18 protein-coding genes and 1 pseudogene are annotated in these 25,446 nt (G+C 35.0%); 4 read left to right on the plus strand and 15 right to left on the minus strand.

The features are described 5' to 3' along the window. The first annotated feature begins 28 nt into the window (after positions 1–28). From H9D55_RS06410 to H9D55_RS06420, 3 genes and pseudogenes are all read left to right on the plus strand, one after another. Positions 29–1,636: a PucR family transcriptional regulator gene (locus H9D55_RS06410; protein WP_186077873.1), complete on the plus strand. Its 1,608-nt coding sequence runs from the start codon at positions 29–31 to the stop codon at positions 1,634–1,636. Between the two features lie 121 nt (positions 1,637–1,757). Further along, the gene (locus tag H9D55_RS06415; protein ID WP_186077875.1) at positions 1,758–2,996 is read left to right on the plus strand and encodes an MFS transporter; all 1,239 of its coding nucleotides are present in this window, start codon (positions 1,758–1,760) and stop codon (positions 2,994–2,996) included. A 138-nt stretch (positions 2,997–3,134) separates the two neighbouring features. Next, a pseudogene (locus H9D55_RS06420) lies at positions 3,135–4,637 on the plus strand (SLC13 family permease). A 127-nt stretch (positions 4,638–4,764) separates the two neighbouring features. On the opposite strand, the gene H9D55_RS06425 reads toward H9D55_RS06420, so the two are convergent. From H9D55_RS06425 to hflX, 6 genes are all read right to left on the minus strand, one after another. Further along, the gene (locus tag H9D55_RS06425) at positions 4,765–6,054 is read right to left on the minus strand and encodes an MFS transporter (RefSeq protein ID WP_186077877.1); all 1,290 of its coding nucleotides are present in this window, start codon (positions 6,052–6,054) and stop codon (positions 4,765–4,767) included. A gap of 52 nt (positions 6,055–6,106) precedes the next feature. Then, on the minus strand, positions 6,107–7,732 hold the full coding sequence (locus H9D55_RS06430; RefSeq protein ID WP_186077879.1) for an L-lactate permease: 1,626 nt from the start codon (positions 7,730–7,732) through the stop codon (positions 6,107–6,109). Positions 7,733–7,803: 71 nt separating this feature from the next. Then, the gene (locus tag H9D55_RS06435) at positions 7,804–8,196 is read right to left on the minus strand and encodes a cupin domain-containing protein (RefSeq protein WP_235963130.1); all 393 of its coding nucleotides are present in this window, start codon (positions 8,194–8,196) and stop codon (positions 7,804–7,806) included. A gap of 32 nt (positions 8,197–8,228) precedes the next feature. After that, complete coding sequence (locus H9D55_RS06440; protein WP_186077881.1) at positions 8,229–9,191, minus strand: NAD(P)-dependent oxidoreductase; 963 nt, start codon at positions 9,189–9,191, stop codon at positions 8,229–8,231. 198 nt (positions 9,192–9,389) lie between these two features. Further along, complete coding sequence (locus H9D55_RS06445; protein ID WP_186077883.1) at positions 9,390–10,613, minus strand: methionine gamma-lyase family protein; 1,224 nt, start codon at positions 10,611–10,613, stop codon at positions 9,390–9,392. 2 nt (positions 10,614–10,615) lie between these two features. Continuing rightward, positions 10,616–11,836, minus strand: a complete 1,221-nt coding sequence (gene hflX / locus H9D55_RS06450) for a GTPase HflX (RefSeq protein ID WP_186077885.1) — start codon at positions 11,834–11,836, stop codon at positions 10,616–10,618. 93 nt (positions 11,837–11,929) lie between these two features. On the opposite strand from hflX, the gene H9D55_RS06455 reads away from it, so the two are divergent. Beyond that, positions 11,930–12,415, plus strand: coding sequence for a thioredoxin domain-containing protein (locus H9D55_RS06455; protein ID WP_186077887.1), 486 nt, complete (start codon positions 11,930–11,932; stop codon positions 12,413–12,415). Positions 12,416–12,423: 8 nt separating this feature from the next. On the opposite strand, the gene H9D55_RS06460 is transcribed toward H9D55_RS06455, so the two are convergent. The 9 genes from H9D55_RS06460 to H9D55_RS06500 all read right to left on the minus strand — a co-directional run bounded on the left by H9D55_RS06460 (position 12,424) and on the right by H9D55_RS06500 (position 25,436). After that, positions 12,424–13,161 (minus strand): tRNA (adenosine(37)-N6)-dimethylallyltransferase, encoded by a 738-nt coding sequence (locus H9D55_RS06460; protein WP_186077889.1) that lies wholly within the window; start codon positions 13,159–13,161, stop codon positions 12,424–12,426. Continuing rightward, positions 13,154–14,029: an alpha/beta fold hydrolase gene (locus H9D55_RS06465; protein ID WP_186077891.1), complete on the minus strand. Its 876-nt coding sequence runs from the start codon at positions 14,027–14,029 to the stop codon at positions 13,154–13,156. Before H9D55_RS06465 ends, H9D55_RS06460 begins: the two co-directional genes overlap by 8 nt. Before the next feature lie 9 nt (positions 14,030–14,038). Further along, complete coding sequence (mutL, locus tag H9D55_RS06470) at positions 14,039–15,913, minus strand: DNA mismatch repair endonuclease MutL (RefSeq protein ID WP_186077893.1); 1,875 nt, start codon at positions 15,911–15,913, stop codon at positions 14,039–14,041. 186 nt (positions 15,914–16,099) lie between these two features. Next, on the minus strand, positions 16,100–18,610 hold the full coding sequence (gene mutS / locus H9D55_RS06475; protein WP_186077894.1) for a DNA mismatch repair protein MutS: 2,511 nt from the start codon (positions 18,608–18,610) through the stop codon (positions 16,100–16,102). 60 nt (positions 18,611–18,670) lie between these two features. Next, complete coding sequence (locus tag H9D55_RS06480; RefSeq protein WP_186077896.1) at positions 18,671–19,096, minus strand: RicAFT regulatory complex protein RicA family protein; 426 nt, start codon at positions 19,094–19,096, stop codon at positions 18,671–18,673. Positions 19,097–19,159: 63 nt separating this feature from the next. Continuing rightward, positions 19,160–20,971 carry an ABC transporter ATP-binding protein gene (locus tag H9D55_RS06485; RefSeq protein WP_186077898.1) on the minus strand — a complete coding sequence of 604 codons (1,812 nt, stop codon included), beginning with the start codon at positions 20,969–20,971 and terminating at the stop codon, positions 19,160–19,162. After that, positions 20,964–22,685 (minus strand): ABC transporter ATP-binding protein, encoded by a 1,722-nt coding sequence (locus H9D55_RS06490; protein WP_186077899.1) that lies wholly within the window; start codon positions 22,683–22,685, stop codon positions 20,964–20,966. The genes H9D55_RS06485 and H9D55_RS06490 overlap by 8 nt, the downstream gene beginning before the upstream one ends. A 148-nt stretch (positions 22,686–22,833) precedes the next feature. Beyond that, a complete protein-coding gene (locus H9D55_RS06495) occupies positions 22,834–23,700 on the minus strand; it encodes a 2-oxoacid:ferredoxin oxidoreductase subunit beta (RefSeq protein WP_186077901.1) in 867 nt (288 codons plus the stop codon). A 14-nt stretch (positions 23,701–23,714) separates the two neighbouring features. Next, positions 23,715–25,436 (minus strand): 2-oxoacid:acceptor oxidoreductase subunit alpha, encoded by a 1,722-nt coding sequence (locus tag H9D55_RS06500; RefSeq protein ID WP_186077903.1) that lies wholly within the window; start codon positions 25,434–25,436, stop codon positions 23,715–23,717. Between the last annotated feature and the right edge of the window lie 10 nt (positions 25,437–25,446).

Raw genomic sequence — 25,446 nt, forward strand, 5'->3', positions numbered from 1 at the left:
TACAATAAATCACAAAGGAGTTACAGTAATGGTTACTTTCCAAGAGTTACTTAACGTAGAACATTTCTCTGCACTAAAACCTTTAAACAAAAATGCGGATTTAACAAGAGTAATAGGAAGTGCTGATATCACTGAAACACCTGATATTAAGAGTTACGTTTCACCCAATACATTTCTCTTAACAACAGGTATATTCTTTAAAGATCACCAAGAAGGGTTAATTACGTTAATAGATGAGTTAAATAAAGTACCTATCGCAGGTCTTGGTATCAAAACAAGTAGATTCTTGAATTCAATTGACGAAAAGGTTTTACAGCATGCAGATAAGTTAAAATTTCCTATTATAGAAATTCCTGAGAATTGGAAACTTGGCCAGGCAATTCATGAAATTATTTCATATATTTCAAGTGATGAATCACAAAAGCTTTACTTTGCATTAGAAGTTCAACAACGCATGAATAATATGCTGATTCAAGACCATAGCCTTGAAAGAATGGTCAATTCTCTTGCTAAGTTTTTAAGGTTACCTTTAATTTTAGTTAATCCTTTTTCAAAAGTTGAAGTCAAAAGTTATCAGTTTAATAATAAAAGGATGTTAGAAGAGCATTTAAGATATTTTCAAGATATATATCTGCCTGAAAAAGATAAGAAACGTGTGAGTTTAGATGAAAAATATGCTGTTTTCGAAGTACCTGCATTAAAGTACTTTCCCTACCATTTAATAGTAAGTGATATCCAAAATATTAATTATCCTTTCAGTCTTTTAGCAATTGAACAAGCCATCAACACTTTGTCTTTTGCGATTTATAAAAACACTAAAATAAGAGCAACTGAGCAAGATGATGCTAATCTTTTTTTTAAGTCAATCATAAGAACTACGGATTCATCTCCAATAAATATGCAAAGTAACCCTGAATTCTTTGAACACTATAACTTTATTAGATCAGACTATTATAGAGTATTTGTTTGTGGAATTGATAAACACTCTGATATAGAAAATAGTGAATATATTCAAGAAAGATATTACTTGACGTTCCAATGGCTAGAAAATGTACTTAAATCACTAGATGAAAGTATATCTATATTTGGATTTGGTGAACTTAATAAGTTCGCAATACTTTTTCAAAAGAAACATGAATACTATATACCTTACCTTAAATATTTACAGCAAGAATATAAAAGGTTCTTCAAAGAAAGCCTTTCGTTCGGTATAGGAAATGAAGTTACTGAAATTAGTCAAATAGGTTCTGCTTTTTTAGAAGCACTAGAAACCTATAACACTCATTATTCTGAAGGTAAAATGGAGTTTTTAGAAAAATATCGTACTAGAAATTTAGAAGAGCTCATGCAACTTCTTCCTTTTGATAAACTCAGACCTTTTGTCAATTATACTTTAGGAGATTTAGCATTTCCTACAAACACTAAAGACAAGGAATTAAAAAATACTTTAAAAGTATATATGGAAAATCAGTTTGATATCACTAAGACATCAAACCTTATATATGTTCATCGCAATACAGTTAAATACCGTATAAATAAGTGCGAAGAAATTTTAAATACTGATATCACAGATCCTAAGAAGTCTTTAGATATCCGGTTAGCTTTATTCATATCAGAAACCATTAGCTTTGAATAGACGAATAAATTTTAATGTACATTATACAAACATAAAAAAATCATTGTTCATTATGAACAATGATTTTTATTATTATTTAAACTATTATTAATGGAGAAATTAAATATAGGAGGTCGACATTATGTCACAAGGTGTACAAAACAACAATTATTATAAGAAAATAATTGTAGCACTTGTACTTGGTTGGGTTGCAATCTGGATTTACAGAACAATTCTGACTCCAATTTATCCACAAATACAAGCAGCGCTTGGAGATGTTTCTCAAAGTCAAATCGGGTTGATCGCATCATGTTATTTCTTTGCATATACAGGTATGCAAATTCCATCAGGATTTTTAGTTGATAAGTTCGGTCAAAAAACAGTATTAATCCCGGCATTTATTGGATTCGCATTAGCAACTTTCATTATCGGAACTTCAACTGGAATTACACAAGTTTACATCGGCTCTATCTTAGCAGGTATTTCAACGGGGTGTTACTACGGTTCAGCGTTCTCGCTTTCTGCGAAACATGTCCCACAGCACTTCAAGAGTACAGCAAACGCAATAATCAACTCAGGTTCTGCACTTGGTATGGTTATCGGTTTAATTGGTTCATCTGTTCTTGTAGGTGCTTTAGATATCCAGTGGAACTTCATGCTTTACGGTGCAGGTATCCTTATCTTAGCTGTAACAGCAGTATTCTTCTTCTTAATAAGAAATGACAAACAAGATGAAGTAACTACTGAACAGGTTACAACGACTGAAGTACTAGAAGATGATTCCAATGTAGCAGTTAAATTATTTACACCAGCTCACTTAGTAACTTACTTTACATACTTCGCGGTATGTTACGGTTACTATATGATTGTTACTTGGTTACCAGCATTCTTAGTAGACGAAAAAGGGTTCGCTCAAGGTTCAGTGGGTTATGTAGCAGCAATCGTAGCAGTAACAGCTATTCCAGGAGCTTTATTCTTTTCAAGATTTGTAGATAAGAACCCTGGTAAACGTAATATAACAATCGTAATGTTATTACTCGCAGCAGCAATTACTATTGGTTTAACTGTATTTTCTCCTAACCCATGGGTATTATACGTTGCATTAGTGTTATACGGCTTCCTTGGTAAACTTGCAATTGACCCTGTGTTAATTACTTTTGTATCAGATTCTGTACCGCACTCTAAAGTTGCAAAAGCACTCACTATTTTTAACACATTCGGTATGGCGTCATCAATTGTTGCTCCTTGGTTGACTGGTTATATTGGAGATACAACGGGTTCTAAAGTATTAGGATTTTACATTGGATCTGGACTTCTACTCGTAGCAGTAGTTCTATTCTTCCTTGTAGTAGCTTCAAGAAAAAATCAAGTAGCTAACTAACATCTTAAAAATAGTAAAGATATTAATATCTTTACTATTTTTTTAATATTCATTCATGAAAACGGTTTAAATTTAATAGTATTTTGCTATAATACCTCTATCCTTATAATTACACTTTAATCAATTAGGAGGGTTTATATGACATCACATACTGAAAACATGCAATTATCCGTTCCGAAACTAATTGGCTTAATACTTGGACCATTATTATTTGTTTTAACGCTCTTATTCATGAATGCTTCTGAAGAGTTGTCAAATCAGGCAATCTTTGTACTTGCAACTACACTATGGATAGCAGTATAGTGGATCACTGAACCGATACCGATTCCTGCGACATCGCTTATGCCACTTGTGTTATTTCCACTTGGGGGAGTAATGGACGCAGGTCAAACTGCAGCAAACTATGGTGCTGACATCATCTTCCTATTCTTAGGTGGGTTTATGCTTGCAATCGCAATGGAACGTTGGAACTTACATACACGTGTTGCATTAAACATTATTAATGTAATTGGCACAACAACATCAAGAATTATCTTAGGGTTTATGCTTGCAACAGCTATCATGAGTATGTTCGTATCTAACACTGCAGCTGTTATGATCATGATTCCAATCGGACTCGCTTTGATCTTAGAAGCTGAAAGTTTAGTTGGTAACGACAACAACAAAGTTATTAGAAAGTTTGAAAAAGTACTTGTACTTGCAATCGGTTATGCTGGTACAATCGGAGGATTAGGTACACTTATTGGTACCCCTCCACTCATTATTCTTTCGGGACAAATGCAAGAGATGTTCGCATTCGAAATTAACTTTGCAAAATGGATGATGGTCGGTATTCCAGTTGTAATTATTCTTTTAATTTTATCTTGGTTATATCTTACAATCTTTGTATTCAAATCAGATTTGAAGGAATTACCGGGTGGTAAGGAAACGATTCAAAATGAACTTAAACAACTAGGTAAAATGACTATGGAAGAGATCACTGTTCTTGTTGTCTTTTTCTTAGCTGCATTGCTCTGGATTGTTAGAGGTTTCGTTTCAGATATCCAACTATTCTCACTCGTACAAGACGGGACGATCGCCATATTTATTACGGTTTTATTATTCATCTTGCCTGCAAGATCAAAAGGTGGAAATATTTTAGACTGGTCAGTAGCAAAAGACGTACCTTGGGGCGTATTATTACTCTTTGGTGGAGGTCTTACAATTGCAAAAGCAATCACAGAATCTAGCCTCGATGTTTGGTTATCTGCGCAACTTGTTATGGTTAAAGGCTTACCAATTATATTGATTGTTGCAATTGTCTCACTGTTTGTGTTGATGTTGACTGAGATTACGTCCAACACAGCAACAGCGACAATGATACTGCCTTTGCTTGGAGCTCTGGCAATTACATTAGACGTACATCCAATGATTCTTATGGCACCAGCAGCAATGGCTGCAAACTGTGCATTTATGTTGCCAGTAGGAACACCACCAAATGCAATTGTATTTGGTACTGGAAAAGTGGCAATCAAAGATATGGTGTCTGTTGGATTCTGGCTGAACATCATTGCTTGGATTGTAATTGTAATCGTTGCAATTGTATTGTTACCAATTGTATTCAATTTCGATATCTCACCATTCCCATCAACATTTAAATAAGTTATTTTAAACCTTCTGACATATGTCAGAAGGTTTTTTTTCAAGAATGTATATTACATCCTACTTTTAAAAAAATCACCCTTATGTTAGATTTCTCTAATCATAAGGGTGATATCTAAAAATATATTTAATTTGTTTCTTCTGTGTGTAGCTCTAATTTCTTATGTTTTTTCATTCGTTCAATATTATCTGACTCGTCCAGTAAAGCAGATGCGATAATACCTACTAATGTAAATCCTGCTGCTACATAGAATGCCATATTGAAGCTTCCAGATACATCAGTGATCCAGCCTGTAAGTCCTGGTGCTAAAATAGATGCTGACATACCAATGAAGTTATATACACCAAATGAAGTAGATAATCCAACACGTGGTGCTGCGTCAGCTACTACAGCAATTAAAACAGGATTAGTTGATATCTTACCAAATAATCCGTAAAGGATTAACGCTACGTATAATACTGTCATACTGTCGAAGAATACAATCGAAATCATAGAAATAAATGCGACTGGTAACATAACAAGTAATACAGGTTTACGGCGCCCTAATTTGTCAGAAATCCAAGATAAAATCAATGATCCTGGAATAGCAGCCCAAGGTACGAGTGAAGTTACAAATGCAACGTCTGATCCTTCTACTCCACGTTCGTTTAATAGGTACGTAGGTAACCAAGTTAGGATAACGAAGAATCCGTAAATCGAACAGAAAATTGTAATGAACGCTAAGATTAAGTTTCGCTTCTTAAATAAGTCGAGAATTTTAAGTTTCTCTTCAACAACAACTTCTGTGCCGTTTTCTCTTTCCTGTTGTTTCATTGCTTCTATATGTGGTGCACGTTCTCTAACTAAAAACATCATAGTTAGACCAAGTAAAATAACTGGAATTGAGATGATAATGAATGGCCACTTCCAGTCCATTCCTAAATCAAATACTGTAATAGTTGAAATATACATACCTATTGAAGTACCAAACGCCATACCTGAGTTAATCAAAGCGGATCCTAGTGTAATTCTTTCTGGTGGAATCGCCTCAGATGATAGCGCATATTGTGGACCGTAGTACATTCCCTGGAATAACCCAACTAAAAACCATGCGACAATAAATAGTAAATATGTTGTCATCAATCCAGTAATTGCTGCAAATATACCAAAACCAATTGTACCGATAATTACCATCGTTTTACGACCAACTTTATCTCCTATAATTCCTGATGGAACTTGAGATAAAGTATAACCTATAAAGAATATTGACATAATATTACCCGCTTGGCCATTAGACAGGCCAAACTCAGCCATAATTGTAGGAAGTAATGGCGCAAGCACTTGGCGTGTCGCATAAATTACAAGCCATCCTAGTGTGAACAATATAACTAGCTTAATCCAATACTTATTGGATATTTTAGAACTTAACTGAGACATGAAATTCCCCTTTGTTTAAATTTAAATTTATATAAATAAGTAATATACTCTATTACTTGATCATTGGTGAAATAATGTAGTTCAAAATACAAACTATTGTAATGAGTACCAAACTATACTTTAAAGTAAATGAAAGTATTTCAGATTCTTTACCATTTTTTCCAACTGCCGCTGCAGCAATAGCAATAGAAGTCGGTGCTATTGGCTTTGCCATACTCCCTCCGACAGTGTTTGCTGCTACAAATATTGAGGGATTCATACCTATTTGATTTGCAGTCACTACCTGTAAACCTCCGAATAAAGCATTATTATTTACAACAGATCCTGTTAGAAAGACACCCAACCAACCAAGAAGTGGACTAAATAGAGGGAAAAGTTTACCCGTATTAGCTAATGCTAAGCCAATTGAAGCACTTAGTCCCGAATAGTTGGATAAGCTTGCAAAGGAAAGAACTAATACAATAATTATAATTGGTGTAGATAACTCTTTAATTGTTTCTCCTAATAATTGAAATCGAACTCTATATTTTAATACAGGAAAAAATATTCCTGTAACTACAATCGCTACTAAAATTGCAGTCCCTGTTGAAGAGATGATATCCCAATGGAATATAGCAGGCATTGGTGTGTCTTGCATTGCAATTGGTTGACTTTGTATAATTCGTTCGTGAAGTCCGGGTATTTTTATATTCAGTGAAGTAAAATCTAAGATACCTCCTGGTTCAAAAATCCTCTTAAATGAAGGTATGCTCCATATTCCGATAACTAAAGTTAAGAAATAAAATGGAGACCAACCTGCAATAATATCTTTCATTGTTTGTTTAGTTGGCAGTTTATCTCGATCTGCACCTGGTTCATAAAAAATGTTTTTTGGTGCCCATTTTTTTGCTAAGAATGCAAGTGCAATCATTGATAATAATGCAGGAATAACATTCGTAAGTTCTGGTCCAATATAGAATGATGTGATAAATTGAAACACTGCAAATATAGTACTTACTGTAATTAATGCAGGAAAGATCTCTCTAATCCCTTTAATACCGTCTTGAATAAAAATAAGCATAAATGGTACTATAAAGGAAATTATCGGTAGTGTAAGACCAGCTAGTGAAGATAATTCAGCTACAGGCATGTTCCCTACCTCTGCACCTGTAAATACTCCTATTCCAACTGTTCCGAACGCTCCTGTTGCAGCATTCGCTATTAAACAATACCCAGCTGCTTTTATTGGATTAAATCCAAGTGACACTAATAATGCGGAACAAATTGCAATAGGTACACCAAGTCCGGCTACCCCTTCTAAAAATGATACAAAACAAAAACCAATAAGTAATAATTGAATTCTTTGGTCATTTGAAATACCAATAATACTTTGACCTACTACGTCAAACTTACCTGATTTTACAGCAATTTTATAAAGCCATACTGCCATTATTACAATATATCCAATTGGCCATAAAGCTTTACTCACACCTAACAAAATCGATAATAAAGCTGCATCAAAAGGCATTTTATAAATGAATACAGTCATAAATAAAGTCACAACTAAAGTCATACCAGCCGCATAAATACCCTTCATTTTAAAAACTGTTAATCCCAAAAGGAATAATAGGATTGGTATAAACGCAACTAGTCCACTAATAATTTCGTTTCCCATTGGATTATATTCTTGTAACCACATATTCAACCACACTTTCTTAATATTTTATACTTAAAAAAGTGTCCATTAGCTAAAGCTATGGACACAACACCTTATGCATGCTCATGCGGTATAAACCCAATAGGAGTTGGCCCTGCTATACCAAGCATTACAAAGTCTTTATCAGAGTTATTAGTCATTCCATGTTTTTCACCAGCACGAGCAACAACAACATCTCCGGCCTTAATCTTGACTGTCTCACCAATTTCTGGATAGAAATCCGCTTCTCCCTCTATAACAATCCAAATATCATCGGCTTTCTCATGCGAATGCATTGGAAGTGTTTGTCCGGGATGCATACACCAAATTGCACCAACAGTATTATTAGTTTCATAAAAGATTGATTTTGTTGCTTCTTCTTTATTAAATCTCTGAAGATCTGGCCAATGGAAAATTCTATCAGTAAAATCTGTTCTATTTCTTCTACGTAGCTCCAAATTAGACATAATTATATACTCCTTTCAAAAGGTTATAAAACTTATCTTTTTACAACATTAGAAGGTTTACCTTCTAGGAAGTTCAGTGTGTTTTGAAACGCTATTTCTGCACGTAATTCCATTGCTTCGTTTGTTAAAAATCCTATGTGAGGTGTAAGTACTGTATTTTTAGCATTTAGCAACTTATAATCAGAAGGAATTGGTGGTTCCATATCATAAACATCAATGCCTGCACCCGCAATTTCACCTTTGTTTAAAGCTTCTGCAAGAGCATCATTATCTATAACCGCACCTCTTGCACAGTTAATAATAATCGCATCCTCTTTCATCTCCGCAAATTGATCTTTGCCAATAAGATGTCTCGTAGAATCTGTTAAAGGTACATGAAGAGTTAAAATATCCGCTTTTTTAATTACGTCTTGGAAAGGTAAGTATTTTACTCCAAGATCGAGAGCATCTGGATTCTCAGATGAACTATCTGCTGCGATCAATTCTGCACCAAACGCCTTGAAAAGTGCTGCAGTTTCTACACCGATTTTACCTGTACCAATTAAGCCGACTGTTTTACCTTTTATTTCTCTACCTTGGATAGCTCCTGGAAAATCGTGTGATTTTCGTGTATCCTCATCACCCTGAGAAATTTTTCTAAATACATCCAGTGTCAGCCCTACAGCAAGTTCAGCTACTGCAGTGTTTGCATATCCCGCTGCATTAGAAATTATAATATCTTGGTTAGAAGCCTCTTTGATTTCAACGTGATCTACTCCAGTAAACGCTACATTAATAAGTTTTAAGTTTTTGTTAGACTCAATAGCCTTTAAAGGGTATGGGTTATTTGCAATCATAATCACATCTGCATCTTTACTTCTTTCAACAAGTTCATCTTCATCCGTTGTCTTAGTATTGTAATAAACAAAATCATGTCCCTTTTCTTTTATTGGCTGAGCAAGTTTCTCAATCACCTCTTCTGATACATTTAATGGTTCAAGTAATTTAACTAACATAAATAATTCCTCCTATTTAGTGAATTTTTTCACATATTAGACATAGCATAATATAAAGCTAAATTTTCCTTTAACTTTAAGCTATCACCTTGTTAATTCTATTTTATAATATTTCGATTAGATTACTATGTCTAACAGTTACAAACTCCTATTTTCATTTTGTATAGTTTAGACATATTTGATTGAAAAATTCTGAATTTAATTTTTTAATCCTTCTAAAATGAAGTCTAATGCATACATAACATGCTCAATTGTGAGCCCACCTTGTACAAAGGCAATATATGGTGGCTTGATTGGTCCGTCAGCGGAAAGTTCTAATGATGCACCTTGCACAAATGTACCTGCTGCCATGATTACTTCATTTTCATATCCTGGAATGCTATCGGGAATTGGTAAGAATCTGGAGTTTACAGGTGATGCACTCTGGACCATTTGAATGAATGTAATCATTTCTTCTGGATTTTTAAAATATACACTTTGAATAATATCTGTGCGCTTTGCATCGAAACTTGGGTTTGTAGTAAATCCAAGTTTTTCTAAAGTTCTACTCATTAATACTGCACCATTAAGACTCTCGATTACAGCGTGAGGTGCCATGAAGAATCCCTGATACATTTCATTTAAACCAGAAAGTGTTGCTCCCATCTCTTTACCAATTCCAGGTACAGTGAGTCTATAGCTGATGCGTTTAATTAAATCCTCACGACCAACAATGTAACCACCCATTTTTGCGAGTCCACCACCTGGGTTTTTAATCAAGCTACCCGCAACAACATCTGCCCCTACTTCTACAGGTTCTCTCGTCTCGACAAATTCACCATAACAGTTATCAACAAAGATGATAATTTCTTTATGTCTTTGTTTTATCTCACTGATAATATTTGAGATTTCAGAGATTGTTACAGATTTACGTTCACTGTATCCACGCGAACGCTGTATACCTATTATTTTAGTGTTAGGCTTGATACTTTCCAATATCTTCTTAGTATCAAATGTATCATTTTTTAAATCAACAGTATTAAATTCAATGCCCGATTCCATCATGCTACCGACATCATCTTCATTAGTACCAATCACTTTTTCCAATGTGTCATATGGCGTACCTGTGATATAAAGTAATTCTTCACCTCTATTTAAAAGACTTAATAGTGATAGTGAAATCGCATGTGTCCCTGATATAATCTGTGAACGAACAAGAGCGTCTTCTGCTTTAAACACATCTCTATAGATGTCCTCTAACTTATCTCGACCAGTATCATCATATCCATATCCGGTCGTTCCATAAAAATCGCTCTCCATAACTGAATGACTTCTAAAAGCTGACATTACTTTCTTAAAGTTCATATATGCAATTCTTTTATTCTCTTTAATTATTGGGTCTATCTCTAATAATGTTTCTTGTATTAAATCAAAATTATTCATGGTTACTCCTTCAATGTTCTCTTTACAATACTCATGTGTTTAGTATATCCTTCAATATCATATTCTAACGAATCCTCATTAAATACTTCATTTTTTACATATGTGTCACGTTTCAGCGTATATAATTCATTTGTATCTGCCATTGTTAAGTGTCTCTTAAATGGAATATAATGCGCTTCTATCAGAGATAACAATTCAGATTTAATGGCTTCCTTATTCATATTGTAATTTGTGAACGTATACCTCTCTTCGGGTATGAATCTGATTTCACTGTTTAAATCACTCTTGTTGAAGCATACGAGCTGTGGAATATCTTCCATTCCAAGCTCATGTATAAGTTCTTTTACAGTTCTGTACTGACTCATGATGTCTGGGTTACTATTGTCAATAACATGAATTAAAAAGTCACTATCTGCAGCTTCTTCTAATGTAGATTTGAAGCTCTCAACTAGCATAGTCGGAAGTTTTTGTATAAAACCAACCGTATCTGTTAAAAGCACTTGGAATCCTGTATTAAACTCTAGTCTCTTCGTCTTTGGATCCAATGTTGCGAACAACTTATCTTCTTGTAATTCATCCGCTTCAGTTAAAGTATTAAACAATGCAGACTTACCTGCGTTTGTATATCCAATCAAACTAAACTTCGTGACAAGAGTTTTATTGCGATCTTCTCTATAGCTTTCACGATGCTTTTCAATTGTCTTTAATTGATGCTTCACTTCTTTAATACGCTCTCCGATGTGACGACGATCAGTCTCTAACTTCGTCTCACCCGGACCTCTTGTACCAATACCTGCACCTAGTCTGGAAAGATTAATACCTTGCCCTCTTAACCTCGGCACTAAATAATTGAGCTGTGCGAGCTCAACTTGTAATTTACCTTCACGAGATTTTGCTCTTTGGCTAAAGATATCTAAAATGACTTGTGTACGGTCAACCACTGACGCATCAAATAATGCTTCGATGTTTCTGTTTTGAGATGCGAGTATTTCATCGTTAACAATTACATAGTCGATTTCCTCATACATCTCTCTGACTTCATTTAAAAATCCACTGCCTGCGTAGTACTTACGGTCTTGTCTTGAACGATTTTGAACGTGCATACCAACAATCTCGATATCTATCGATTCTGCAAGTTCCTTTAATTCATTTACTTCTGTTTCGATATTATATGTCTCTGGAGTATTCACAGCGACAATGACGCCTTTGTATTTAAATATCAAATCAAATCACTCCAATCAGTTTTTAAAATAATGTTTAACATCTGCTTTTTTAGTCTATTACTTAAAGACGATAGTTATAGGTGGTATCAAATAATGAAGCAAAGTTTATACAATTTCTCTGTAATGAATAATGACGATGAAGAAGTCCCGCTATCTCGCTACAAAGGACGAGTTCTACTTATATTAAACACAAACTCAGATGACATATATCATACAGAATTTAAAACACTTGAATACTTATATAAAAAATATCAACCGTTTGGTTTAGAAATACTTGCCTTCCCTTCTAACAAATTTTCTGAAGGCATGATCTTAGAGGATTATGATTTAAAATTAGATTATAAACGCAAATACGATATACAATTTGACGTTATGAAAAAAATTCAGTTAGATAAAAACAGAACTCACCCTCTGTTTAAGTTCCTTACAGAAAGTAGAAACCGCATGTTTAAAAATGAAATTAAGCGTGCATTTACAATGTTTCTAATATCAAGAGAAGGACGTATCGTTAAAAGATTCAACTCAGAAAAAACAGTTGAAGAAATAGAGAAGTTTATACAAAAATATATAGAAGGATAAAAATCCTTCTATATATTTTTTTCTAGGAACGCATTTATTACTTCAAACACGTCTTCTTTTGAGTCTTTATCTTTATCAAACCATGTAACAGGTAATTTATTTCTGAAATAAGTCAGCTGTCGTTTTGCATAATTTCTTGAATTCTTTTGTATATTCTTTTTTACTTCATCAATTGTAATTTCGCCATCAAAATATGGTAAAAACTCTTTATAACCAATTGCACCATTTGCTGTATAACTGAACGCATACTTACCATATAGCTCACGAACTTCTTCTTCAAGTCCCGCTTCAAACATATCATCAACACGTGCATTAATTATTTCGTATAGTTTTGCCCGGTCTCTATTTAGTCCGATGACTAAAGCATCATATTTAATTTTTGTGTCTGTTTCATGGTCCTTATCAAACTTAAACTCATATAAAAGTGCTTGAATATAGAATCCAGTACCTCCAACGATGAAAGGTGTTTTACCTCTTTCATATGAATCTTGGATAAGAGATTTTACAGTTTTTTGAAATTCTGCAACAGAATATATTTCTTCTGGTGTGATAACATCAATCAAGTGATGCGTCACACCGTCCATTTCATTTACAGTAATTTTACCTGTTCCAATATCCATTCCTTTATAAATCTGCATAGAATCTCCACTGATTACTTCCATGTTATACTGTTTTGCAATCTCTATAGATAGCTCAGTTTTACCTATTGCAGTAGGACCTACAAGCACAATTATTTTATTATTCACTTTTTTTCATCCACTCTATTATTAAATCGTAAATATCGTATCGTGCACCCTCATTTAACACTTCATGGCGATATCCTTCATAAAGAACAGCTGTAGTGTCCAAATTGGCTGCTGTAAATTTATCTTTTAAAATTTCAATATCTTTTCCGCGGTGCCCAAAAGGATCTTCTTTGCCTGATATAAATAAAAATCTCGTATTTTTTGAATACGTTTCAATATACGATTCCTTATCACATTCTTGAACTGCATTTAAAGTTTCAAGTAGCGCTGTGTTCGACATCATGTTGCCACTCAATGGGTCGTTGTTGTATTCATAAATGTTAGCATAGTTATCTGATAACCATCTATTTCTAGTATTCCCTTTAAATTGATTGTCATAACCTAAAAATCCTAACATATTAATAATAGGACTACGTCGTGTTGGAAATCTATTCACAAGTCTACTTATGAACATACCACTAAGTGCATCAGTTGGATGATCTTTTCGACCTGTACCTACTATGATAGCACCATCTGGATCGATGTATTTCAGTAACATTCTAAGTATTATACTTCCCATAGAGTGACCGAGAACAAATTTTGGTAAATCATCAGGTAACATATCATAAACTGCTCTCGCATCGTCAATGAGTTCATTAAACGAATTAAAATGTCCGATGCCTAAATTTGCTCTTGTGCCATGTCCTCTATGGTCATAAATGACTCCATAGATACCATTGTCTTGGAAATATTTCAACATCGAATTATATCTTCTTTTATGTTCTGCCATACCGTGTAATACGAGAATGCACGCTTTAGGGTTATCTGGAGCATAGACGCTGATCTTAAATTTGGTATCTTTTCTCTTCACTATTTCTGTCGTAAACATTTGTTCGCCTCATTTCATAATTCTGTTGAACATGCGTTCAATTTCATAAGTCGTAAAGTGAATAATAATCGGTCTACCGTGTGGACATGTAAATGGTGATTGACATTGCGCTAACTCATCCAGTAGATTCTGCATCTGCCTCTTATCTAGATAATGATTCGCTTTAATAGAATCTTTACAACTCATCATTATTGACATTTCTTCTTTGTAATCTTCAACGCTAAAACGATCTGTGTTTGATATAAAATCTATCACAGCACGAATATCCCCTTCAGGATCTTTCGCATTAATCCAACTTGGGTATTCCACGACCGTGTAATTCTTCATACCAGTCTTCTCGATGTTGAAGCTTAGGTTGCGAAGATCTGTAAGCTTTTCATCGATTTTAATTACATCGTCATATGCAAACTCGAATGTGTACGGCAGAAGTAACGGTACCTTGTTATCTCGGTTCTTTATGTGACTGTAGTAATACTCATATTTGATTCGCTCTTGTGCTGCATGTTGATCCATTAAAAATAGACCTGTTTCATTCTGCATCAGTATATATGTGCCATGGAATTGACCGATTATTTCAAAGTAAGGTAACCGTTCTTTTTTTACTCTTTGTGTCTCTTCTTGCGTAACATCATTGAAGACTCCCGATGAAGTTTCATTGACGTTTGAAATATTTGGTGGTACTTCTTTCTCATCGTTTTTATTGTCGTAGCTCAAGTTATTATCTCTAAATGATTTATTCTCTTTTTGAAAATTTTGTTTAAGTTGATTTTTTACTGTTTGAGTTCTTTGATTTATAACATCCGTAATTGAACTGAAGTCGATCGACTCTTGTTCGTTACGTGGTTTCTCAAATTTTGCAGTTTGGAATGTCGTATGTTCAATAGAATCTGGAATCAACGTTTCGCCGTGAAGAATACTTTTAACAGTCTCCTCTATGAGTGATTCAAGTTCTTTGATTTTAGATATTCTAACTTCTGTTTTTGCAGGATGCACGTTGACATCCACGATTTTCGGATCCATATCCACGTTTAAAATGACAATCGGATATTTATCTTTTGCTAAGAGCGTATGATAAGCACGAACCACGCTATTTGTTAGTCTATAGTCTCGAATCATACGATTATTAATTGAAATGTTGATATAGTTACGATTGCTACGAGTCATTTCCGGTCTAATAATATATCCCGTCAGATGATAATCGGGTGATTTAGCGTCTACTTCTAAAGCTATACGTGCAGTATTTAAACCATAAATATCCGCAATTATTTCCTTTAAATTACCATTCCCTTTAGTCGCGAATCTCTGTTTGTTATCAAACGTTAGCTTAAAACTAATATTCGGATGATTAAAGCTAAATTTCTGCATGACATCGATGATCTTACCCGCTTCAGTTGTGAGACTACTAACATATTTATAACGTGCAGGTGTATTAAAGAATAAGTCTTTGACTATTACTTCTGTACCCTTGCGTTCAGATGAAGGTTGACGGACTACTTCTTCTCCACCATACATTTCAATCATGAAAGGTTCACTTGATTCGTTGTAACTCTTCACAATTGTTCTAGATACTGCGCTGATTGATGCCAGCGCTTCACCTCTAAAGCCCATCGTTCGAATAGTGAATAAATCATAGTCAGATTCTATTTTTGACGTCGCATGGCGTTCAAAGAGTAGCGGTGCATCGTCTATTAGAATTCCGTCACCATCATCGATAATTTTGATAGACTTCATTCCGCTCTCTTCAATGAAGACTTCAATGTAACTCGCGTTCGCATCGATGCTGTTCTCGACGAGTTCTTTTACGATAGAACTTGGTCTTTCAACGACTTCACCTGCTGCGATTTTATTTTGAATAATAGGATCTAATATATGAATGTTCGTCAATGTACTTCACCTCTCTTTCATTATCTATTTATAAATAGTTCATAACTATGGAAAATAAAAATCCCAATGGCAATAAAGAAGCCATACAGCCCACTCCAATTATGAGATCCGCATTTTTAATTGTAGGAACAAAATACATTGAATCACTTAAAAATTGAAATTAATATAATATTTTTTATGATGAATCTATTTCATTTCTTTTTTAATTTTATCAATAAACATCAAAGCATCTAATGGTGACAATTCGTTGATATTTAAGTTCTTAATTTGATCTATAATCTCATGATATGTCTCGCCTAAAATCGTTGATTCATTGTCTGCTAAGTCGAGTTCCAATTGTCTTAAATCAGAAGTTTCGTTCACTTCTAAAGTACTTAATTTATTTCTTGCTTCAACAATTACTTCGAGTGGTAATCCCGCAAGTTCAGCTACATGAATACCATAACTTTTTTCTACTGCCCCGTAATCTACTTTATGCAGAAAGATGAGTTCTCCGTTGTGCTCAGTTGCTTTAACATGGACATTCACGAGTCTATGAAGACGCTTGTCTAGTTCAGTAAGTTCATGATAGTGCGTTGAGAATAAAGTTTTGGCACCAATTTTGTTATGGATATAAAGAAGCATTGCTTCAGCTAAAGCCATTCCATCATACGTTGACGTCCCTCGACCAATCTCGTCGAAGATTAATAGAGAATCTTTAGTTGCATGTTTCAACGCGTCATTTGCTTCCATCATTTCAATCATGAATGTGGACTTACCGCTCGAAAGATCATCACTTGCTCCAATCCTTGTGAAAATCGCATCAAAAATTGGTACAATCGCTTTACTTGCAGGAACGTACATCCCCATCTGTGCCATGATTACAATTAGTGCAATCTGACGCATATACGTGCTCTTACCACTCATGTTAGGACCTGTTATTAAATAGATTCCAGTGTCTTTATCGAGATGTACATCGTTAGGTACATAATTTGTTTCTCCGCTCATTTTTTCAACTATTGGGTGTCTTGAGTTTTTGAGTTCTAAAATTGAATCGCTAAACTCTGGTTTTACGAGTCTATACATGTTTGACACAGTAGCAAAGCTTATAAAAACATCCAGCATGGCAAGTTGTTCTGCAATAATTTGAAGTCTCATGATATGTTCACTCAACATATCTTTTAATTCTAAGAACATGCGATACTCTAAAAGAATGCTCTCATCCTCTGATTTTAGTATTTTATCTTCCATACTCTTAAGCTCATCAGTAATATAACGTTCTGCGTTTGTCAAAGTCTGACGCCTTGTATATCCAAAACTATCTGAGTCAAATGTTGCTGCTTGGCCTTTAGATATTTCAATGAAGTAACCAAAAACTTTGTTGAAGCCAATCTTCATATTTTTAATACCTGTTCGTTCTTTTTCTTTTTCAAGATAATTTTCTAACCATTCTCTTGAATGATCTCGAATTTCTCTTAACTCATCGAGTTCTTCGCTGACCCCGGACTTAAAGATTTCACCCTCACGAATGGTTTTCGGTGCTTCGTCTTTTAGCACTTTCAACATATCGTAGATGTCACTTAGATTATCAAAGTTTCTAAAAATACGATTATTTGTAAGTTTTGTTTCGTTAAGAAGATCTTCGATTTCAGGTAAATGTTCTAGTGAATCTCTTAATTGAATAAAACCTTTCACGTCGATATTTCCGAAACTCATTCGTCCTACAAGTCTCTCAATATCGTATACATTGTTAAGGAGTGACTTCATATCTTCCCGAGGTAAGAAGTTGTCTAATAGTATCTCTACAATGGCTTGACGATTCATAATGTCGTCTTTATTAACCAAGGGTTGCTCAATGATTCGACGTAATCTTCTTTTCCCCATCGGTGTTTCTGTATGGTTTAGATACCAATATAATGATCCCTTTTGTTTTTTAGTCTGTAGGTTTTCTAAGAGTTCTAAGTTTGACAATGCTGCATAGTTCAACTTCAAATATGCGTGGACATTATATTTTTCAACAGGTTTTAAGTGCTCAAGTGGTTTCATGTTTTGTGTTTCAATGTATGAAAGTAATAAATCCACAGCATTTCTATTTAAAACATCTGGATTCAGTTCAATTTCATGCGTTTCGAATGAGTCTCTCACTGTAATCATCGGTAGCTCATAAAACATGTCGGTAACGCTTTTCTCTGCACTATGATTCACAACGATTTCTCTCGGGCTAATTCGTTTAATTTCACTCGTTAAAATTTCTAAATCTGTCGTATCAAATTGGTAAATTTCACCTGTAGAAATATCACTATATGACACTTCATATGTTTGATTATTAAAGTATACTGACAAAATAAAGTTACTCTGATCAGAGTCTATTCCAAAGTCGTCAATTAAAGTACCGGGTGTAATTACACGAACGACTTCTCTCTTCACCATACCTTTAACTTGTTTAGGATCTTCCATTTGCTCACATATAGCGACTTTAAATCCATTATTAATGAGTTTCTCGATATATCCCTTCGCAGAATGATGAGGCACGCCTGCCATAGGTATATTATTTTTTTTGTCTCTAGTAGTAAGCGTAATTTCTAATACTTTTGCAGCAGTCACTGCGTCGTCATAGAAGAGTTCATAAAAATCCCCAAGTCTAAATAAGACAAGCGCATCTTTATGATTTTCCTTAACATTAAAATATTGTTTCATCATCGGCGTAACATTCGTCATTACTCACACATCCATCATAAAAATTTAAAAAAGAGGCGACCTTAATCGCCTCTCCACTTCTTATTTAACGTCTTTACTCGGTCTGTTTGCCATTGCCGCACCAGTCTCACCTTCGAGATGATCTCCACCAGTACGTTCAATGATTTCATGTGTTACAGTGCTGCTAATTGCATGGGACACCATCTGTAAGATGCTGTTCACATCATCTTGTGCATCCATGAACTGATTTACAATTGGCATATTATCTAATTCTTCTTCAAGAACAGCAATCTTTTTCTCAGCTAATTGATGTGCTTTTTCTTTACCATAGCTTTGGAAGTTTACTGATTGTTGTTGAAGTGAACGTAAACTCGCCATCTTTTCTCTAACATCTTTGTTCTCGTGAATTTTCGCTTCTGCTTTTTCGAAGAATTTTACTTCGTCTGTTTCCGCAATCATTTTTCCAAGTTCTTTTGCGGCTGTAACTATTTCCTCTTTTGTATACATTTAATTCTCACCTTTAATTAGTCATTATCTTCATTATAAAGTGTTTTAGACGATTACTCAACACTAGCCATTCACCATTTTATAATAGATACCTTTATGACTTAATAACTCTTCGTGAGAACCCATTTCTTTGATAATTCCTTTTTCTAGAACAATGAGTCTATCCACTGCCTGCACTGTGTTTAATCTGTGTGCAATAATAATTGATGTACGACCTTTCATTAGTTCTTCTAGTGCATCTTGAATTTCGATTTCAGTAATCGTATCAATTGACGATGTCGCTTCATCTAAGAATAATAGACTTGGATTTCTGACAAATGCTCTTGCGATAGAAATGAGCTGTTTCTGTCCAGTTGATAGACTCGTATGTTCTTCGTCGATGATTGTGTCATAACCATCTGAGAGTTTCATGATAAAGCTATGTGCGTTAGCACGTTTCGCAGCTTCAATGATCTCTTCGTCTGTCGCATCAAGGTTTCCAAACTTAATATTCTCTTTAATAGATGTCTTAAATAAAAAGGGATCTTGTAGTACGAAAGCAGAATTATCTTTTAATACATCTCTCTTGTACTCGGTAATTGGTATTCCATCAATCTCTATGACACCTTGGTCGACGTCATAAAATCTATTTAATAGTTGAACGATAGTTGTCTTTCCAGCACCTGTTGCACCAATTAAAGCAATAGATTCGCCACTTTTAATTGAGAATGATATATCCTTAATCGTTGGTTCGTGTTGATCTTTATTATATGAGAATGTGACATTTTTAAAATCTATTGCGCCTTTAAGATTCGTGTCCTCAATTAAACCATGATCTTTTTCTACATCAGTATCAATGATTTGGAAAACACGCTCCGCACCTGCGATTGCTGATAGTACTTGGTTGAATTGGTTTGCTAAATCTGCAAGTGGTCTAGTAAACTGTCTAGCGTACTCTGCAAATACTACAATTGTACCGACAGTAACGACATTGTCCATCGTCAGAGCAAGAAGCCCACCTATCCCTGCAACAATTGTGAAACTCAAGTTGTTTAACACGTTCATTAACTTAGGTATCATTCCTGAATACAGGTTTGCCCAAAATGTCACGTCTCTGAGATTCTTTGTTTTCACTTCAAAATCTTTAATGACACGTTCTTCTTGCGAGAATACTTTTACGATTTCTTGTCCTGAGATAACCTCTTCAATATATGCGTTCAGTTCTCCTGTTGTTTTCTGACGAATCTTATATAACGGACCCGTACGGTTTGTTATAAATTTTATCCCAACAACAAGTAATGGAATAATCGTTATTGTTAACACAGTCAGTATTGGAGATAAGTATAGCATCACCGAAATCGTACCAATTAATGTAATGATGCTCGTCGTAAACTGTATGAATGATGAGTTCAATGTTTGAGAGAGGGTTTCAATATCGTTTGTCATACGACTCATCAGTTCACCATGTTGTCTTCTATTGTAAAAATCGATTGGCAAATACTGCATATGATTAAATAGTTCATATCTCATATTAAATATCGTACGTTGCGACGCACCAACCATTAGGAATGATTGTGTTAATGTAGTCAAGGAATGTAGTACATATATGAATAATAGTAATAGTAGCACTTTGCCTACACCTTCAAAAAGTCCAGGGACAAAGTATTTATCAATAATTTGTCCAACCAGATACGGTCCTAAAATTCCAAGTAAGCTTGTTATTACTACAATACATATGATAAATATAATGACATTTTTTTCGCCACGCATAAACTTCCATAAACGTTTAAGTGTTCCGGTAATGTCATTCGCACGACGCTTGTTCTTCTTATTTCCAATATCCTCTTTATTTAATATGCGTTTTTGACCAAATGGTTCTCTTAAGAAGTTAATCATCGAATGACCCTCCTCTCGATTGTGACTCCACGATTTTGTTGTAAAGCTCTGACTCTCTAAGAAGTTTTTCGTGAGTTCCAATCGCACTGATTTCGCCTTCATCTAAAAGAAGTATGCGATCCGCTGCTTGTGCTGTACTAATTTTCTGTGAAATTACAATCCTTGTGACCTCAATGTCTTTGATTGCATCCCATAAACTTGTCTCTGTCGAAACATCAAGAGCAGATGTACTGTCATCTAATATTAAAATAGCTGGTCGTTTTACAAGTGCACGTGCAATCGATAATCGCTGTTTCTGTCCACCAGATAATTGCACACCACGTTGGCCAACCTGCGTATCATATTGATCGTCGAACTCTAATATAGATTCATGTATTTGTGCTTTTATTGTACTATCATAGATGCTCTCTTCATGTGCTTCCCTATCACCCCAAAGCATGTTCTCATAAATAGAACCTGTGAAGAGAATTGCGGATTGTGGAACATATCCAACCTTCTCTCTAAGTTCAGCGATATTCCATTCTCTGATGTCTTTATCATCTACAAGAATTTGTCCCTCAGTTGCATCATACATACGTGGTATTAAGTTAACAAGTGTACTTTTACCTGATCCTGTTGCACCCATGATGACTAGATTTTCATTTTTCTCAATCTTAAATGAAATGTTCTTTAAAACTTTGAGTGTATCATTTGGGTATTTAAATGATACATCTTTAAATTCAACCGAACTTCCAGTTTTTGTCTTTTCAAATTCATCATACTCATATTGAGTAATTGGTGCTTGAAGCACTTCTTCAATACGATCTGCTGATGCTTTAGCTCTAGTTGCCGCGATAATCAACCAACTGAACATAGAGAACCCTCCCTGCATTCTTAGTGCGTAGTTGATAATCGCAACGAGCTCTCCGACCTGTATACTTGATGATTCAAGCAAATCTCTCGCTACAAATAACACGATAAGTAAACTTCCATTCATAATCAGGAGTAAGACTGGTAAAATCGACTCCATTAAACGTAGTCCAAAAATCATGTCGTCTCTTAGGTCTCCTGCAATCTTACTAAATCTGTTAGATTCATACTCCATACGGTTGTTTACTTTAATCAATGTCATCGCAGATAAATTTTCTTGTATGAATCTGTTAATTCCGTCTAACCTTCTTTGAATACGTGAAAAAATCTTGGTTCCATATCTCGCAGTAATGAGTAAGAACACGAATAATAGCGGAGTTAGCATCGTTAGATAAAATCCAAGTTTCACGTTAACGACGAATGACATGATGAGTGAGCCGATCACCATTAAAGGTGCTCTTAGTAAAATTCTCATACCCATAAATACGAGGTTCTCTGACATGAGAACGTCTTGTGTTAATCGTGTAATGAGTGTTGAACTGTTGAATTTCGCGAGCGTACCTAAACTAAACCCCTGAATCCTTCTAAAAATTGCATTTCTTAAATCATTACCAAATGCGTTTGTTGCATAACTGGAAAAATATGTATTGAAAATACCTGCAATAAAAGAAACCGCACTCGCTCCAAGCATTAAGAATAGATAGAGATAGGCTTTTTCTAAACTATTTTGTTGTATCCCCTCATCAATCACCCCTCTGATGAAAAGTGGTTGAATTAATTCTACCCCTAATTCTACGAGCATTAGGACTAATCCAATTATTATAATCCATTTATATTTCAATGCATAACGGAAAACTGTTTTCATGGAACACCTCTTTTATTTCGGAAATCGAATGGTTTATTTTAATTATGACACAAGTTGACTAAAGATTAAATCAACCATTTGACCGATGTTAAATAATTCTTAAAATTTTAGATAAAAAAACGACATCCGTAGATGTCGCACTCATTAATTATTTAAATGCTGCCATGATATCATGGAATTGATCATTTTCAAGCTTAAGTTCACGTTCAACAAGCGGCTCATCTAGATAACCATCAAGGTGTTCTGCATATGATTTTCTTTTAGTATCTCTATATAGAATTCCTGTAAGCATACCTTCATTCTCATTGATGTGTCTTACAACCTTATTCGAATCTGTTTCGTCATATCCGTCAATTGTTTCAATAGGTACGATGTGCTCTTTAAACCAGTCATATGTGTTTACTTTGTTGTATGTTACACACGGACTGAATACGTTCACGAAACTAAATCCTTTGTGCTTCATTGCTTCTTCAATGATTTTAGTTAGACCTTTGATGTCACTTGAAACACTCTGTGCTACGAATGTCGCGCCTGATGCCATAGCTGTTTTTATCGGTACAATTGGTGCTTCAATCGAACCATCGGGGGTAGATTTTGTTACAAATCCTGTGCTTGATGATGGTGATGTTTGCCCTTTTGTTAGCCCATAAATTTGATTGTCCATTACGATATAAGTTATGTCAATGTTACGTTTAAGTGCATGAATTGTGTGACCCATGCCAATCGCAAAACCATCTCCGTCTCCACCCGATGCTACAACTGTTAAATCATCGTTTGCCATTTTAACACCTTGTGCTAGAGGTAAACTTCTACCGTGTGTTGCGTGGAAACCGTAGGATTTAATATATCCACTCACGCGTCCACTACAACCGATACCTGAAATTAATGCAAGATCCTCTGGCTCAATACCATTGTTTGCTGCTGCACGTTGAATAGCCGCTTGAATACTGAAATGACCACACCCTGGGCACCAGTTTGGCTTTACGTGGTTTCTAAAATCTTTAAATGTTGCCATTTAATTCATCCTTTTTATAATATATCGTTGATATAATTTTCAATTTCTACAGGCTTGAATGGCGTTCCGTCATATTTAACAAACGTATGCATCTTGTCATGCCCGCCGTAGTTCATTTTGATGATGTTAAATAATTGACCTGTATAGTTCTGTTCAATTACAACGATTTTTTTCGCACCTTCTAAGTAAGGTTTTAAAGTTTCAATAGGTACTGGGAATAACTGTCGCATGTGGATGATGCTAATGTTTTCATCAAATCGCTCTACCGCTTCATCAACCACTCCATTAACACTTAAGAAGCTGATGACTAATAACTCACTATATGTCTCACCTTTAACTTTAAACGGCTTATCTAATGCGAAGTCATTTAGTTTCATCATTCTCTTATCCATTTGTTCTTTACGGTTAACTGAACCTTCGTTTGGTGTACCAATCGTGCTGTGTTCAACACCTGTCACGTGGTGAATGCCACCTTTGACACCTGGAATTGGACGATTAGAAATGCCATCTTCTGTAATCTCATAACGCGCGTAGTAATCGACGTTTTCATCAGCAATCTGTTCCGTTATCATCTTACCTCTATCAATTACTACTTTACTCAAGTCATAAACTGGTGATGTTTGTTTACCAAGTGACATCTGTAAATCTGAAAGAAGGATCACGGGTAACTGGTATTTATCTGCTAAGTTAAATGCTTCAATTGTTAAGTAAAATGCATCTTCCACATCTGTTGGGGAAAGAATAATCTTAGGAATATCGCCGTGAGTACCATATATCATTTGCATTAAGTCTGACTGTTCTTGCTTTGTCGGTAGTCCGGTTGAAGGACCTCCGCGCATTGCATCTATGATTACAAGCGGTGTTTCAGTCATGCCAGATAATCCTATAGATTCCATCATAAGAGATAGACCAGGACCTGATGATGAGGTGAAGCTTCTTGCACCTGCGTAGTTAGAACCGATTGCCATCGTAACAGCTGCAATCTCGTCTTCTGTTTGTATAACCGTACCATTTAAGGTTGGTAAGTGCTGAATCATGTACTCCATGATATCACTTGCTGGAGTGATTGGATATGCAGCCATAAATCTAACACCAGCATTTAGTGCGCCGAAAGCAATGGCATCATTACCAATCAGATAAAGTTGGTCACGCTTCTCGACTTTCTCTAACTCAAAGTCACCTTCAATGAATTCTGATTTATTTTGAATAAATTCATATCCAGCAAGAAGTGCCGCAATGTTACTGTCGACAATTTCTTGTCCTTTTCTAATGAACATGGTGTAAATCATATCTTCAAAATCTTCACTATGTAAGTGCATGAGTCTAGCACTTGCACCTACAGCGACCATATTTTTCATTAATTTGCTTCCGTGTTCCTGAGCGATTTCAGTAAAAGGAACTTCAATTAATGCTGCTTTTACACCTTCTGGTTTCGTTGGTTTTAATTTTGCGTCAGCTAAAATGACACCATCTGAAACAAGTTCGTGTGCGTTGACATCGATCGTTTCTTGATCAAAAGCAACCAATATATTTATGTGATCGGAAATCGATCTTACCTCTTTTGATGAGATACGAATGTTGTTGTTTGTATGTCCACCTTTAATTCTTGATGAGAAATGTCGGTAACTGTATAAGTGGTACCCCATTCGATTTAATGTAGTGGAAAAGATTTCACCAGTCGAGTCGATACCTTCGCCTTGCTGACCGCCGACTTTCCACGATAATTGACTAATCATTATTTCTAGC

Origin of the sequence: Phocicoccus pinnipedialis (assembly GCF_903994035.1) — a bacterium.
GTDB classification, from domain to species: domain Bacteria; phylum Bacillota; class Bacilli; order Staphylococcales; family Salinicoccaceae; genus Phocicoccus; species Phocicoccus pinnipedialis.

Coding starts and splice junctions, on each gene's coding strand:
- H9D55_RS06430 (WP_186077879.1), bottom strand. CDS start 7,732: ATGTGGTTACAAGAATATAATCCAATGGGAAACGAAATTATTAGTGGA.
- H9D55_RS06410 (WP_186077873.1), top strand. CDS start 29: ATGGTTACTTTCCAAGAGTTACTTAACGTAGAACATTTCTCTGCACTA.
- H9D55_RS06445 (WP_186077883.1), bottom strand. CDS start 10,613: ATGAATAATTTTGATTTAATACAAGAAACATTATTAGAGATAGACCCA.
- H9D55_RS06480 (WP_186077896.1), bottom strand. CDS start 19,096: ATGTATACAAAAGAGGAAATAGTTACAGCCGCAAAAGAACTTGGAAAA.
- H9D55_RS06490 (WP_186077899.1), bottom strand. CDS start 22,685: ATGAAAACAGTTTTCCGTTATGCATTGAAATATAAATGGATTATAATA.
- H9D55_RS06465 (WP_186077891.1), bottom strand. CDS start 14,029: ATGTTTACGACAGAAATAGTGAAGAGAAAAGATACCAAATTTAAGATC.
- mutS (WP_186077894.1), bottom strand. CDS start 18,610: ATGACGAATGTTACGCCGATGATGAAACAATATTTTAATGTTAAGGAA.
- H9D55_RS06425 (WP_186077877.1), bottom strand. CDS start 6,054: ATGTCTCAGTTAAGTTCTAAAATATCCAATAAGTATTGGATTAAGCTA.
- H9D55_RS06485 (WP_186077898.1), bottom strand. CDS start 20,971: ATGATTAACTTCTTAAGAGAACCATTTGGTCAAAAACGCATATTAAAT.
- H9D55_RS06415 (WP_186077875.1), top strand. CDS start 1,758: ATGTCACAAGGTGTACAAAACAACAATTATTATAAGAAAATAATTGTA.
- H9D55_RS06435 (WP_235963130.1), bottom strand. CDS start 8,196: ATGTCTAATTTGGAGCTACGTAGAAGAAATAGAACAGATTTTACTGAT.
- H9D55_RS06495 (WP_186077901.1), bottom strand. CDS start 23,700: ATGGCAACATTTAAAGATTTTAGAAACCACGTAAAGCCAAACTGGTGC.
- H9D55_RS06440 (WP_186077881.1), bottom strand. CDS start 9,191: ATGTTAGTTAAATTACTTGAACCATTAAATGTATCAGAAGAGGTGATT.
- H9D55_RS06500 (WP_186077903.1), bottom strand. CDS start 25,436: ATGATTAGTCAATTATCGTGGAAAGTCGGCGGTCAGCAAGGCGAAGGT.
- H9D55_RS06455 (WP_186077887.1), top strand. CDS start 11,930: ATGAAGCAAAGTTTATACAATTTCTCTGTAATGAATAATGACGATGAA.